We start from the raw sequence: 13,781 nt of genomic DNA on the forward strand, positions 1-13,781 counted from the left end.
GATCGGAAACGCTATCCGCTGCACTCGGCGAGTTTCGACGAATGCCGGTCATCGAGTGTGATGTGGACGACGCCCGCGAACGGCTCGAAGCTGCGGGCGTGGCGATCGAGTCGGGCAACACCGATCACGAACGCTGGCGTGCCGCGCGGGACGGCGCGATCGCGGTCGCCTACGAGGGAAAGGTCGTGATTCAGGGGAACGATCCCGTCCGCCTCGCGGCGCTGCTCCGGGAGACCGGCGGGCGCGCACACTGCTATTTCGACGGCGCGTCGCGCGGCAACCCCGGCCCGGCAGCGATCGGGTGGGTCATCGTTACGAGCGAGGGGATCGTCGACGAGGGCGGCGAGCGCATCGACGACACCACCAACAATCGCGCGGAGTACGAGGCTCTGCTCCGGGTGCTCGAGGTCGCGCGCGAGTACGACTTCGAGACGGTCGACGTCCGCGGCGACTCCCAGCTCGTCGTCGAGCAGGTCCGCGGCGCGTGGGACACCAACGAACCCGCGCTCCGCGAACGCCGGATCCGGGTTCGCGAACTCCTCGACGGGTTCGACGAGTGGTCGATCGAACACGTCCCGCGCGAGGCGAACGACCGCGCGGACGAACGAGCCAACGAGGCGTTCGAGAATGAGTGAACTCCCCGCTGCGGTCGTCGACGAGGCCGAGCGGCTGACCCGGCTCGCGCGCGCGGCGACCGACGACGCCGAGCGCGAGGCGTACCGTGAGGAACGCGCGTCCGTGCTCGCCGACCACGGCTTCACCGCACGGGTCCGCGAGGACGACACGAACGCGGTGCTCGTCTGTTATCCCGACGAGTGGATCGACGATGGAACGGTTCGAACCGACCGAATCGACGACACCGACCGTGCGGCCGAACGCCGGCTCTCGGGCCCGGGCGATCCCGACGACTGGCTCCACGTCGCGGCTCACAACGACCGCGTGGTCGCCCGCGTCGCCGAACGCCACGGCGACGTTCATGCCGCGAACGCCCGTGCGTTCGCCGATTTCATGAGCAACCACTACGCCCGCCGGATCGAGACGGCGACCGAAACCGAGCGCCGCGAGTTCCGCGAGGAGTACTTCGTCCGTAACGCGTGGCCGTCGGCCGAGCAGCGATCGGTGGTCGAGCAGTCACTCACGCTCACACTCGACGCCGCACGCAGCTTCGCTACCGATTCCGCGCCGTAGTTTTGCGACGGCACAGCTCCGAGACACTCTCGATGGATCGGATCAACGAGAATGCTGCACGCCCGACCGTGAGATCGGACGCAAACACGAGCCTCCGTCTGGCTGTCGTTGCTCTGGTATCGCTCGTACATCCGCCCACGAAGGACGGAAGACCGACAGATCAGGAATATACAAACTGAAAGCAAGTTCCCACCATCCACATTCGTCTGAACTCGTTGAGCGACAAGGGGAATCCGCCGCCATAAAGTAGGGGTTCATGGTATTTGGGCAGAATATTTCCCAATACACGGTGGAAATATCGATTTTTAACTATTGATCGCAGAAACTCCAGATAACTTCCGTCATGCTCTCTATCACGGGGATGTGTTGGTTTCGTTGATTATACTGAGGATCGTCGCATCTCTATCGGGAAGACACCAAATATGATGTCGTTAGTGCGGCAAGAATCGTTGCTTTTCGTACGAATTGAAACCAATGATAGACAGAGTTCCACTACCCAGACTACCCAGACTACCTCAGAAGAGATTGCGTAGATACTTTTAGCTGATTTTCACCACGGCGTCGCCAGTAGAACACGCACTGTGACAGTCCTGTGGTTGAGTAGCGAAACTCCTGAACACCACCACCGACTCCGCGAATCGGTCTTTCCTTCCTCTCATCGTCCAGTTGGGATCCGGTAGTACGTCCTTGGCGTCGGTGGTGATACACCGCTGCGGTTACTGTAACGAATGTAGGTCTGTTATATTGCGTGGTGTGGAACAGGTAAAGACGGTACGAGCAACAAGAACTTAGTATGCCCTCCACTATGGAAGAACATGAGTCAATCACGAGCTATCGAAGATCACGCCGAGCTATCCGTCGAGAACGTCGGCGGGATCGACACCACGGAGATCGCGCTCTCGCCGGGTGTGACGTCGCTCACTGGTCGAAACGCCACCAACCGCACCTCGCTGTTGCAGGCGTTGATGGCGACACTCGGGAGCGAGCGCGTGTCGCTCAAGGGTGACGCCGACCACGGTGAAGTCACTCTCACCCTCGGTGAGGACACGTACACTCGGACGCTCGAACGCCGCAATGGTACAGTGGTTTTCGATGGTGATCCCTATCTCGAGGACACCGAGGCCGCCGAACTGTTCGGGTTCCTCCTCGAATCCAACGAGGCCCGTCAGGCGGTCGCACGCGACGACGACCTCCGCGAGGTCATCATGCGACCCGTGGACACCGCCGCGATTCAAGCCGAGATCGAGCAGTTGGAGGCCGAAAAGCGAAACCTCGACGACGAACTCGATCGGTTGGACTCGCTCGATTCCCGACTCCCGGAACTCGAAACCGAGAAGACACGCCTCGAAGACCGAATCGAGGACAAACGCACGGAACTCGACGACAAAGAGGCCGAGATCGAAGACGCCGACCAGACTGTCGACGACACCAAAGAACAGCAAAACGCCTTCGAGGACGCTCTCGATGAGCTCCAAGAGGTGCGTTCGGATCTCGAAGACGTTCGCTACCGGATCGATACCGAGCGCGAGAGTATCCAGGCGCTCGAAGACGAACGCAACGAACTCGAGGCGACGATGGCTGACCTGCCCGAGACGCCCGCGGGCGACCTCGACGAGCTCGAAACCGAGATCGATCGGCTCCGCGATCACAAGCAGTCGGTGGAGTCCACGATCAACCAGCTCCAGCGCATCCTCCAGTTCAACGAGGACCTCCTCGACGGCGACAACCCCGAACTCCAGGCCGCACTCCAGACCCGCGGCGGGGCCGACACCGGCGGCGACGCCGACGCGCTCACCGATCAGTTGGTCGAGGACACCACGGTGTGTTGGACCTGCGGGAGCGAGGTCGAGCGCGATGCGATCGACGACACTCTCGACAGCCTTCGAGAACTCCGGCGTGAGCACTCCTCGAAGCGCAACGAGCTAGACACCGAACTCGACGAGCTGACCGACCGACGCGACGACCTCCGTGGCGATCGTGACCGACGCGAACGTGTCGACCGCAAACTCGACGAGATCGACCGCGAGATCGACGAGCGCGAGGCCACTCTCGACGATCTCACCGACGAGCGCGCCACGCTGGAAGACACGATCGACGAGCGCGAGGCGGCGGTCGAAGAGTTGGAGGGACAAGAACAGAGCGAACTACTCGACCACCACAAGGAGGCCAACCAGCTCGAGTTCGAGCTCGGTCGGCTCGAAAGCGATCTCGATGACGTCCGCGAGGAGATCGCTGGCGTCGAGGACGATCTCGACGAGCGCGACCAGCTGTCCGAACGCCGTGAGGAACTCCAGACCGAGCTGGCGGACCTGCGGACCCGGATCGAACAGCTCGAATCCGAGGCCGTCGAGGAGTTCAACGATCACATGGAGACCATCCTCGGCGTGCTCGATTATGCGAACATCGAGCGGATCTGGATCGAGCGCACCGAGCAAACAGTGCGGGAAGGCCGCCGGAAAGTCGAGCGCGGCGTGTTCGACCTCCACGTGATCCGGAGCACCGACGAGGGAACGACCTACGAGGACTCGATCGGCCACCTCTCGGAAAGCGAACGCGAGGTCACCGGCCTCGTCTTCGCGCTCGCTGGCTATCTGGTCCACGACCTCCACGAGTCGCTGCCGTTCATCGTGATCGACTCGCTCGAAGCCCTCGACTCCGACCGGATCGCGGCGCTGGTCGAGTACTTCGGCGAGTACGCCGCGTATCTCGTGGTGGCGCTCCTCCCCGAGGATGCTGCCGCACTCAGCGACGAGTACCAGCGTGTGACGGACATCTGAGCACCAGTCGGCCGTCTCTACGATAGTCGTCCCTGTTCCCCCTCTCCTCCTCTGTCAGGCGACAGCCTACAGAAAAATCTGTACTAACCGAATCCTCTTCACGGTTGTCTCTGCTTTCAGTCTGCTCTATCCGTCTCGATATCGGATTATTTCGGATTAAACGGCTAGAAAGCCGAGATACGACAGTATCTATCTCTATTGTTGGACGGTAATTCCTGGATAGTGGCTCTCCTGAATCCACTTTTTTCTGTCTGAAGGGGCCAGGTGAAATCAGTCACGAATCTCTCAATCCGATAGGGATTCGGAACCGCTACGTGCTCGATGTCGTTCAGCACCAACGAATTTTCGATGTAACCGCGCGCAGTGCAATCGAATTCGACCAGGGACGACCGACGGAGCCCTCGTGGTCGGTGTGTTCGGTATCGGCGTGAGTCGGCAGCGATCACACTGGCAACTGCTTCGAGAGACTGTCGAGTACCGGAACGAGCGCCATTGCCGTCTCAGTCGAGCCATCGATCGTGAAACGACCGCGCATGAACCCCAGTTTGGGATCGACATCGCCCGCGAGCAGCCCGACGAGCACGTCCGCCGGGCCGGAGATGGTCACGTCACTGTCCGTGGCTCGATCGGTCCCGCTGGCGATCGTTCCTGCTTCCCCGTCGATGTCGAGATGTCCCACCAGCGAGCAGTCGTCGGCCGCGAAACTGACGGTGACGTGATCCGTGACTCCATCGAGATCGGCTTCCACGGCTGCGATACGCAGCCCGTCCCACAGGAGCTCCAGCAGCTGATCGGCGGCTTCGGGGTGCTCGGCAACGAACGCGGCGGTGTCGATCTGAAGCAACCCATCCACGACGGCCGTCAGCACCTCCGGATGCTCACGCACGAGTCCGTCGGTTCGACGCCCCTTCTCCGCGAGGTCCAACAGTCGTGTTTCCATCGGTTCGTGGTCCTGTGTGGACGAGCGGTCGGCAGATCGTCCGGCGGGTTCGTCGGTCATCGTGTGCTCTCGGTCGCTCCGAGACGGGCCACTGGCATGAGCCACACGGTACTGTCGAGGAGTACAGTGACGAGCGATACCAACAGTCGTCCGAAATTTCAGGACTGATTCGACAGAACGGTGTGGTGGCAGCGTCGTCGGCTGGCAACGACACCGATCAGTCACCCATTCGGAACGAAACGGTCGAGCGCCCAACTGACCATCGAGGAACCACCCGATCTGCCCTCCGAACCAGTCAGACGAGTTTATAATCCAGCCATCAAATTATCGGATAGCCGATACGTTTATTCGCCGTCCGACCGTAGGAAACACGATGAGTGATCCCACTGCTGAGCGGCTCGACGGCCTCTCGCCGAGTGCGAAACTCGTGTTCAAAGTGCTCGAACACAACGCCTCGCTCACCCAAAAGGAGATCATTCAGCGTTCCCGGCTCTCGGGACGCACCGTCCGCAACGCGCTCGATCAGCTCGAACGGATCGAGGCCGTCGAAAAGGGCGTCTGTATCCACGACGCGCGCCAGAACCGCTACGAGCTCGCAGTCCCCACCGCACAGCCCGAAGCCGAACTCGACGACTGAGTTCGCGAGGAACAGAAACTCGCGATCGTTGGCGGGGAAGCGTGGAGAGGTGGGCTTCAGTTGCCGACGTCGGTGGCGCGCTCGACCACACTTTCGCCGTAGCGGTCGGCGAGGTCGTCGTGCTGGTCGGGGCGGTTCTCGTAGACGTCCTGGAAGAGGCTGACGGGGGTCATCGCGGCCTGATAAGTGGCCTCGTCCCACATCCGGTCGGTAGCGATGTCGATCGCGACATCGTCGATCACGATGGTTGCGGCGCGTTCCATCGCGATCGCGCCGGTGCCGGCGTCGCGCGCGGCTTCGAACTCCTCCATCGAGTCGACGATGTCGTCCATGCTCGGGACGTATGCGGTCATGTCGAGTAGTTCCTCGCGGAGTTCGTCCTCGTCGAGTTCCTGCTCGTCGCCACCGACACTGAGAACGTACCCGTCGCCCGTCTCTTCGAGCGACACGCGGTCACCGCCGTAGACCTGCTCGTCACCTTGGTCGTCGAGATCGACCTGCTGGGTGCCGTCGTCGAGGAGCCACCGCCCGCTCTCGGGCGGCAGCGGCGCTTGGTTCGCTTCGACGACCTGGCCGGGGGTGAGCGACCAGATACCCAGCATCCCCTTTGCCTGGTTGTCGGTCATGCGCTCGCGGTAGCCCTCGACGTCGCGGATGTCGTCGTAGGGGCCATCGACCGCAATGAGACCGGCGGCGCTCGCGCCCCGGGAGGTGTTGTGGCGGAGTTCGGGCCACGCCGGGAGATCGCCAGTGGGTGTGATCGCGCGCATGTCCTTGGTGTAGTCGACCTCACCATCAACCAGCATGAACAGCCGTTCGAGGTTGTTCGTGGGCTTGCCCATCTCCTCGCGGAGGTCGCCCATCGCGAGTTCGGCCGCACCGCTCTCGATGATCACCGACATCGCCAGACTGCCTTCGTCGAGACCGTGCTCGTTCTCGACGATGGTGAAGAACTCGTCGGCCTTCTTCCAGTCGTCGATCCCGCCGACTTCCGGGATCACGAACCCGTCGAGATGCTCGATCGCGCCTTTCTCTGGGTCGGCGATGTCGAGAATGTGCTGGAACCCCTGATACCGGGTTTCGGGGCTGTCGCGATGCCAGACGATCCGCGGGTGGATCTCACTCGGGAACTCCTCGCCGTTTGCGGCGACGACCTCGACGATGTTTTGTGCACCCTCGTCGCGCATCGAGGGGGCGGTGGCGTCCTCGTTGTCCGGCACCCACACGTCGGGAGCCTCCATTCCCTGGAGTCCGCTTGCGCTCCGCAGCATCTTCGCCGAATCCTCCTCGCCCTCGACCGCCGTCGGCGTGGTGAAGAAGGTGCGGACGAACTCCCGGTCGTGGAGCCGCTCGTCGTGGGTTCGGGCGGTCATCGCTTGCCTCCAATGCCGTCGCTGACGGGCTGTGCTCGCTGACTGTGCCTGTGTTCGATGTTGGTTGTGCTCATGTAGCGTGTGTCGTGTCTGTCGGAAGGGTCGTTTAGGTTTCGGTGCCGGTGATACCGTGCGCTGCGTCCGGTCGAGATGTCGGTGTGTCCAGAGGGGGAGGGAACCGATGAGGGGGCGAGTTAGTCGTCGCTCTCGGCGTCAGCGGTCAGGGGGTCGCGTTCGTCCTCCGAGAACCCCTCCGATCCCTCGATGCGCGAGCGCGCCTCCGGATCGAACTCCATCTCGGTGTCCTGGAACTTATCGACGAACGACAGCTCGTGGTGGGACTCGGTCTCGTGGCCGAGATACTTGTCTTCGAGGTCGAACTGGCCTTCTTCGGCGTTCTCCGCGAGGTTCTTCATGTCCTCGAAGGCTGCCTGCGCGCCCGAGTGGAGCGCGAACAGCGTGATGAACTGGTAGGTGTACCCGAGATCGCCCAGCTCCTCGAAGGTGAGCGGGTCGTCCTGTTCGGACCACGCGAAGCTCGACGAGTAGTTGAACGCGAGATCGAGATCGGGGTGGGTTTCGTGGATGGTTTCGGCGTACTCCACGGCGTCCTCCCGGCTGGGATCGGGCATCTCGGGCCAGACGATGTCGACGCCGGCATCGGCGTAGAGCCGCCCTCGCTCCAAGTGCTCCTCCCAGTCACCGTTCGCGGAGCCGTAGGCGTCGGTCCGTGCGATGATCACCGTGTCCTCACACTGCTTCGCGTCGACGGCGGCCTCGAAGCGGGCCTGGGCGTCCTCTCGCGAAACGATCTGCTTGCCCGCGATATGGCCACACCGCTTCGGTGTCACCTGATCCTCGATGTGGACCGCGGCGACGCCGACCTTCTCGTACTCGCGCACCGCGCGTCGGACGTTGTGAATTCCCCCGTACCCGGTGTCGCAGTCGGCGATCACGGGGAGGTGTGTCGCCTCGACCATGCGTTTCGCGTTCTCGACCATCTCGGTCATCGTGACCATCTCGAGGTCAGGGAACCCGAACTGGCCCAACACTGTGGAGTAGCCGCTCATGTACGCGGCGTCGTGACCCGCCATCTCCGCGAGCCGCGCGTCGAGGGCGTGGTACATGCCGGGCGCGAACACGTACTTCTGACTACTGAGCATCTCGCGCAGCTCTTCGGCTGCGGGGTTGTCGATGTCCTTCGTGAAGACGTCCGTGTCTCCGATGAGTTCTTCAGGGGTTGGCATTGTGGATTCGTTCTCGTGGGTTGTGTTCGGTTTCGTGGCGTCGAGCGAGGGCCACGACGGCAACGGCGCTCATCGTCCGTCAGCAGTCGCTCGCGGTCGGCGTCGTGCCCCGAGCGTGCCGTCGCGTCGGCCCGCCTCGTTCGCCGCATCGTCACTCAGAACATCTCACTAAAAAACTGTTATGGTCAATCATGATAATATTCATTAATCGATTTATTCGCCGAGAGGGCGATTAACGCATAATAGTGTAATGAACTACCGTGTTAGATGGTTACGCACTACCAAGGAGGCCGATCAGGAAGGTTTCCTTCGAGCGCTACAGATCCACTCGATCACCGATCTCGACGATGTCGAGCGCGTTCGGGTGGTCGAAGCTCCCGACGTGATGATGCAGCGCGGTCGGATCGGCGGTGAGGCCCTTCCACATGTCCCAGTGAGTCGGCAGGAGCCGATCGGTCCCGAGGGCGGCAGCGACCTCGATGATCTGATTCTCGTCGTTGTACCACCGCGTCCGGGTCGGTTCACGGGTCTCCTTGTCGGGAATCTGGCCGACGCTGCCGAACGCGAGCGCCGCGAGATCGATGTCGTACTCCTCGCCGATCCGGTCGAAAACTTCGCTCGGCTTGGTGTCGCCGCCGTGGAAGAAGGTGCCTGCCGGGTGTTCGATGGCGTAGCTCACCGGGTGGGTCGCGTCGGGATCGTGCGCGTCCTCGACGTGGATCGTGAAGTCGCCGATGTCGAACGTGTCGCCCTCCGATACCTCGTCGAACTGATCGTCGTCGACGTCCCACTCGTCGGTCCAGCGCTCGTCCTCGCGCGCGACGGCAAGGCTGTCGTCGGGTGCGTGGAAGGTAGCGCCGGTGCGTTCGAGGATCGGGGCCTGCGAGGGACCGTGGACGTGGTCGGTGTGTTCGTGGGTCGCGAGCACCGCGTCGGCTGCCTTGACATCGGCCGGATCGAACGGCACCGGGATCATTCTGATCGTCCGGGGTGGATCGCCGAGACCGAGATACGGGTCGATAAACAGCGTCGTATCGCCGTCGGTCAGCGCGAACCCGTTGCAGCCGAGATACCAGATCGCCACGCCGTCGGGGTTGGCGTCGGCGACCGCTCGCGGTAGCCAGTCGTTCCAGGCCGAATGAACCATACCGGATGCGCGTAGGCGGATGGCCTAAGTCTCCCGGTCGAGTGCAGTCTCGTCCCTGACGAATTGAGGGTGCGACGAGGGCGCAGCGAGCGGTACGATCATCGGTTACTGGGAATCCTGACGGTGTCCGCCGGATGACCGTCCGGAACCGATATGTTGATCGAAGCCAAAGAAACGGTATGAATGCGGATACGCTTTCGAGGATCGGTTGGCTCGCCATCGGCCTCATAACGATCGGAATGGTTCCGTTCGTTCTCGATACTCCCGTTGCTGCTCTCCTCGTCTCTCTGCTGGCACTCTCGTCGTTCTATATCGCAAGGAGAGGCAGGGGAATCGGCGCGTGAAACCAAGATCTCAGTAGCACATCGACGCGACTGCGGTCCTGGCGGATGAAGGGCGAGGGCGCGAGCGATGGGCGGCGCGAACGTAGTGAGCGCCGCCGAGCGAACGGGGAGCGCAGCGACCCGTGAGCACAGCGAGCGCCCGAGGGCTTCGGCAGTGCTGTACGGTTGTTGAAAGCGTAGCATCCGCGCGAGCGAAGCGAGCGCGGTTGTCCGCGAGTGAGCGCGAAGCGCGAACGAGCGGGTGTTTTTAGTCCAGGTTTTTGCGAACCCTCTTGCGAGCGACCGGAGGGAGCGAGCAACGGGGGTGAAGTAAAAAAGTGGGTTCTAGTCCTGACAGCACGCGCCGATCCGATCGCCGAAGTCGAAGTCGAGTTCGACCGAGACCGCGTCGCTGATGCGTTCGAGCCGGGCGTCGAGTCGGTTCTGTGCGTCGAGGAACTCCGCCATCGCTGGGACCTCGTGGAGTTCCTGCTGGGCGCTCTGGAGTTTCTGGAGGTCCTCCTGACTCGCCTCGCCGGTCTGGCGCGCGAGCATGAACTCGTCGCGGAGCCGTTCGAACTCCTGGACTTTTTCCTGGGCCTCGGGACTCCGCTCGACCTCGGCTTTCGCCTCGGCGAACCGCTCGTACTCGGGCGTGTCGGCGAGCGCACTCCCGAGGTCGCCAGCAAGATCCTCGGGGCGGCCCGCTGCGGCCATCGGTTCGGCGTCAGCGTCGGTCTCCGCATCGAGTTCCGGTTCGGTGCTCATCGTCCTCGTTTGGGTCGTGATCGGTTTCAACTTGGCGGTGACGCGGTCTCTGTCAGGCCAGCTGCGCCTCGACCCACTCGACCACGTCCGCGAGTTCGTCCGGCGCGATTCCGTGGGCGCTCCCGTACTCGTGTGCCTCGACCGGATACCCCATCTCACGAAGCCGATCAGCCGCCGCCTGGGCACGGCTCGACGGGATGATCCGATCCGCAGTCCCCGAACCGACGAACACCGGCGTGTCCTCGATACCGTCGGGATCGGCGTCGGCGTGTGACTCGGCGAGATAGCCGTGGAGCGCGACGACCCACGCGTAGCGCCCGGGGTCTTCGACCAGGAGCGAGAGCGACGAAATCGCGCCCTGACTGAATCCCAACAGTCCAACTCGGTCGGAATCGAGGTCGTACGCATCGATCGCGGCGTCGATGGTCTCGCTTACGAGGTCGAGACTTCGGCGGAACTCCTCGATGACGGGCTGGCTCTCGTGGAGGTCGCCGTCAGGAACGTCGAGCTCGTACCACGTGTATCCGCCCATTAGCGGCTCGGGCGCGCGGAGGCTGACGACGTGGAGTTCGTCGGGAAGACGCTCGGCGACGGGCAACAGGTCCTCCTCGTCGGCACCGCGACCGTGGAGGACGAACACCGCCGGCGCGGGGCCGTCGGTGGGGGTGTCGGGCTCGATCGAGACGTGTTCGAGCGGGAGATCGGCGGGCATGGACGGACGTTGGCGGGCGATCGATTTCAATCCCCACGTGTCGGCGGCGTCGTACCGTCAGCGGTCGACCTCGCCGAGCACGATGTCGAGGCTCGCAAGCGACGCGATCAGATCGGGAACGTACTCGCCCTCGGCCATCTCGGGGAGGACCTGGAGATTCGAGAAACAGGGGCTCCGGATCTTGAACCGCCCGGGCTCGTCGGTGCCATCGCTCCGGATGTAGATCCCCAACTCCCCTTTCGCAGCCTCGACGGCACGGTAGATTTCTGCCCCATCCTCGGGTCGGAGCGTTCGGGGGACGTTCGATTGGATCTCGCGATCGTCTTCGGGCCAGTCTTCGAGCAGGTCGACACACTGCTCGACGATCCGTGCGGACTGCTCGATCTCGCGGAGTCGACAGAGCACGCGGGCGTAGTTGTCGCCCTCCTCGGCAGTCACGACGTCCCAGTCGAGTTCGGGGTAGTAGCCGTACGGATCGTCGCGCCGGAGGTCGTAGTCGACGCCCGAGGCGCGGGCGACCGGTCCCGTCGTTCCGTACTGTTTGGCGGTTTCGGCGTCGAGCACGCCCGTGTCGACACACCNGAGGCGCGGGCGACCGGTCCCGTCGTTCCGTACTGTTTGGCGGTTTCGGCGTCGAGCACGCCCGTGTCGACACACCGGAGCTGGAAGATCTCGTTCGAAGTCAACAGGTCGTGGTACTCGTCGATCTTGCCAGGGAGATCGTCGAGGAACGCCTGGATCTTCTCGAAGAACGCCTCGCGAGGCTCGGGCAGGTCCCACGCTACGCCACCGAGTCGGAGGTAGTTGAACATCAGGCGCTGGCCCGTGAGGTCTTCGAGGATGTTCTGGACGATCTCGCGGTCGCGGATCGCGTACATGAACACCACAGTGAACTCGCCGATGATGTCGAGGGCGAACGTACCGATCGCGAGCAGATGGGCGAGGATCCGCGAAAGCTCGCCGCTCATCGTCCGGATGACCTGGGCGTACTCCGGCACGTCGAGATCCGCGAGGTCCTCGGCGGTCCGGGCGTAACACCACTCGTTCAGGAGCTGGCCGCCGAGATAGTCCCAGCGGTCGGGGTACGGCATGATCTCGTGGCGGTAGGTACCGTTCTGACAGCACTGTTCCTCACACCGGTGGAGGTAGCCCGGATCGGGCTCGACTCCCACCACCTGCTCGCCGTCGAGCACCGCCTCGATGTGGAGCACGCCGTGGGTCGCGGGGTGGTGCGGCCCGATATTGAGAAACATCGTGTCCGAACCCCCCTCTTGATGATCGTCTTCGAGCGGGTTGGCGTGTGATTCGAGCGTGACGACCTGGGGTTTGTCCTGGTTGTAGTCGCGCCCCATCGGATGGCCCTGCCACGTCTCAGGCAGCAGAATCCGACGGAGATTGGGGTGGTCGTCGTACTCGATGCCCACGAGATCGTAGGCCTCGCGCTCGTGCCAGTCCGCCGTTCGATACACTGGCTCCGCGCTCTGGCTCACCGGATCCGACCGCGGTGTCGGGACGACGACGCTCACCTCGTCGGTCGGATCGTCGTACTTCTTCAGGTGGTAGATCGACTCGAAGCGGTCCTCGTACTCCTCGGCGGTGACGCACGAGCAGTGATCGAACCCCGCTTCGTCGCGCAGCGCGAAGAGGACGTCTTGGACCTCGTCTGGGCGCACCACGAACCCCGGCGCATTGTGGTGGTTATCACGGGCGACGGTGTAGGGCGCGAGCAGTTCCGTGAGCGGTTCGTCGGTGGATCGATCCGGTGTTTCGACGGCTGACTGCGAGCTCATGATGTGGGATGCCGGCGCGCTCGGCCGGTTTCTACAGACAGTTTGGCTTGCTCTACTGAGGTCGTTCTGCCTCGCTGGTGAGGGAGGTTTATCAGTGTCCGTCCGCGACGCCGGACATGAAATATCTCGAACTCCGCCTCCAGCAGAGCGAGGACGTCATCCACCCGATGCACGAGTTCGTCGCCGACCGGGAGGGGTACGGGTCGTACCGCCTGCTTCAGTGGAACCCCGCCGTCGGCGAAACCAACACGATGATTTTCTCGATCGAGGGAGACCCGGATCCGTATGCGGCGGCTCTCGAAACCGTCGAGACCGTTCTGGCGTTCGAGATCGTCCCGGGTGAGGGAGAGACGTTCTACGTGTACGTGCGCGAACGGCTCGATGCCGAGGCGCGTCAGCTGACCGAGGCGTTCACCCACGGCAACCTCGTCGTGATGCCGCCGCTCGAATACCGCAGCGACCGCACTATCGATCTCACCGTCGTCGGGAGCGCCGACGCCCTCCAGACCGCGATCGACGAGGCACCGCCAGGCGTCGATGCCGAGATCCGGAGCGTCGGCAGCTACAACGCCGGAACGATCGAGGCCGCGAGCGCGCTGAGCGATCGCCAGGCCGAAGCCGCGACGGCGGCGGTCGATTGCGGCTACTACGAAACTCCACGCGAGGGAAGCGTCGCCGACGTGGCCGACCGGCTCGGCTGCGCACCGGGGACCGCCGCCGAGCACCTCCGAAAGGCCGAAGCCACGCTCGTCGGTCGCGCCGTCGAGGGGGCGCGTGGTGATCCACACGATGCATCGAGGAGTGGGTGACGAAACACCGTCGTTCCGCTCACTCCGTTCGCTTCACGACGAGCCTTGCGCTCGCTCTCGCCGGTCGCTC

The 13,781-nt window shown here is 63.3% G+C and carries 12 protein-coding genes and 1 pseudogene; 6 read left to right on the forward strand and 7 right to left on the reverse strand.

The window, feature by feature from the left end; genetic code table 11:
* Positions 1-41 precede the first annotated feature (41 nt).
* From rnhA to C450_RS06770, 3 genes are all read left to right on the forward strand, one after another.
* Positions 42-635: a ribonuclease HI gene (gene rnhA / locus C450_RS06760; protein ID WP_005041856.1), complete on the forward strand. Its 594-nt coding sequence runs from the start codon at positions 42-44 to the stop codon at positions 633-635.
* Positions 628-1,188: a DUF7108 family protein gene (locus C450_RS06765; protein WP_005041858.1), complete on the forward strand. Its 561-nt coding sequence runs from the start codon at positions 628-630 to the stop codon at positions 1,186-1,188. Before rnhA ends, C450_RS06765 begins: the two co-directional genes overlap by 8 nt.
* 815 nt (positions 1,189-2,003) lie before the next feature.
* The gene (locus tag C450_RS06770; protein ID WP_005041859.1) at positions 2,004-3,965 is read left to right on the forward strand and encodes an archaea-specific SMC-related protein; all 1,962 of its coding nucleotides are present in this window, start codon (positions 2,004-2,006) and stop codon (positions 3,963-3,965) included.
* Between the two features lie 442 nt (positions 3,966-4,407).
* On the opposite strand, the gene C450_RS06775 is transcribed toward C450_RS06770, so the two are convergent.
* Positions 4,408-4,965 carry an SCP2 sterol-binding domain-containing protein gene (locus C450_RS06775; protein WP_005041861.1) on the reverse strand — a complete coding sequence of 186 codons (558 nt, stop codon included), beginning with the start codon at positions 4,963-4,965 and terminating at the stop codon, positions 4,408-4,410.
* Between the two features lie 313 nt (positions 4,966-5,278).
* On the opposite strand from C450_RS06775, the gene C450_RS06780 reads away from it, so the two are divergent.
* On the forward strand, positions 5,279-5,542 hold the full coding sequence (locus tag C450_RS06780) for a MarR family transcriptional regulator (protein WP_005041863.1): 264 nt from the start codon (positions 5,279-5,281) through the stop codon (positions 5,540-5,542).
* A 56-nt stretch (positions 5,543-5,598) separates the two neighbouring features.
* On the opposite strand, the gene aceB is transcribed toward C450_RS06780, so the two are convergent.
* From aceB to C450_RS06795, 3 genes are all read right to left on the reverse strand, one after another.
* Positions 5,599-6,915 carry a malate synthase AceB gene (gene aceB, locus C450_RS06785; RefSeq protein ID WP_005041865.1) on the reverse strand — a complete coding sequence of 439 codons (1,317 nt, stop codon included), beginning with the start codon at positions 6,913-6,915 and terminating at the stop codon, positions 5,599-5,601.
* A 194-nt stretch (positions 6,916-7,109) separates the two neighbouring features.
* Positions 7,110-8,162, reverse strand: a complete 1,053-nt coding sequence (aceA, locus tag C450_RS06790; protein ID WP_049909935.1) for an isocitrate lyase — start codon at positions 8,160-8,162, stop codon at positions 7,110-7,112.
* Between the two features lie 316 nt (positions 8,163-8,478).
* Entirely contained in the window at positions 8,479-9,309 is an 831-nt protein-coding gene (locus C450_RS06795; protein WP_005041869.1) for an MBL fold metallo-hydrolase, read from the reverse strand.
* A 179-nt stretch (positions 9,310-9,488) separates the two neighbouring features.
* Here C450_RS06795 and C450_RS22045 point away from each other — a divergent pair, with 179 nt between their 5' ends.
* Complete coding sequence (locus C450_RS22045) at positions 9,489-9,653, forward strand: hypothetical protein (protein ID WP_161606944.1); 165 nt, start codon at positions 9,489-9,491, stop codon at positions 9,651-9,653.
* A gap of 324 nt (positions 9,654-9,977) precedes the next feature.
* Here the strand turns inward: C450_RS22045 and C450_RS06800 are convergent, their stop codons facing one another.
* The 3 genes and pseudogenes from C450_RS06800 to C450_RS06810 all read right to left on the reverse strand — a co-directional run bounded on the left by C450_RS06800 (position 9,978) and on the right by C450_RS06810 (position 12,902).
* A complete protein-coding gene (locus tag C450_RS06800) occupies positions 9,978-10,400 on the reverse strand; it encodes a YlbF family regulator (RefSeq protein ID WP_005041870.1) in 423 nt (140 codons plus the stop codon).
* A gap of 52 nt (positions 10,401-10,452) precedes the next feature.
* A complete protein-coding gene (locus C450_RS06805; protein WP_005041872.1) occupies positions 10,453-11,112 on the reverse strand; it encodes an alpha/beta hydrolase in 660 nt (219 codons plus the stop codon).
* A gap of 57 nt (positions 11,113-11,169) precedes the next feature.
* Positions 11,170-12,902: pseudogene (locus C450_RS06810) on the reverse strand (NADH-quinone oxidoreductase subunit D-related protein).
* Between the two features lie 116 nt (positions 12,903-13,018).
* On the opposite strand from C450_RS06810, the gene C450_RS06815 reads away from it, so the two are divergent.
* On the forward strand, positions 13,019-13,711 hold the full coding sequence (locus tag C450_RS06815; protein ID WP_005041874.1) for a helix-turn-helix domain-containing protein: 693 nt from the start codon (positions 13,019-13,021) through the stop codon (positions 13,709-13,711).
* The last annotated feature ends 70 nt before the right edge of the window (positions 13,712-13,781 follow it).

The organism is Halococcus salifodinae DSM 8989, assembly GCF_000336935.1.
Lineage (GTDB): Archaea > Halobacteriota > Halobacteria > Halobacteriales > Halococcaceae > Halococcus > Halococcus salifodinae.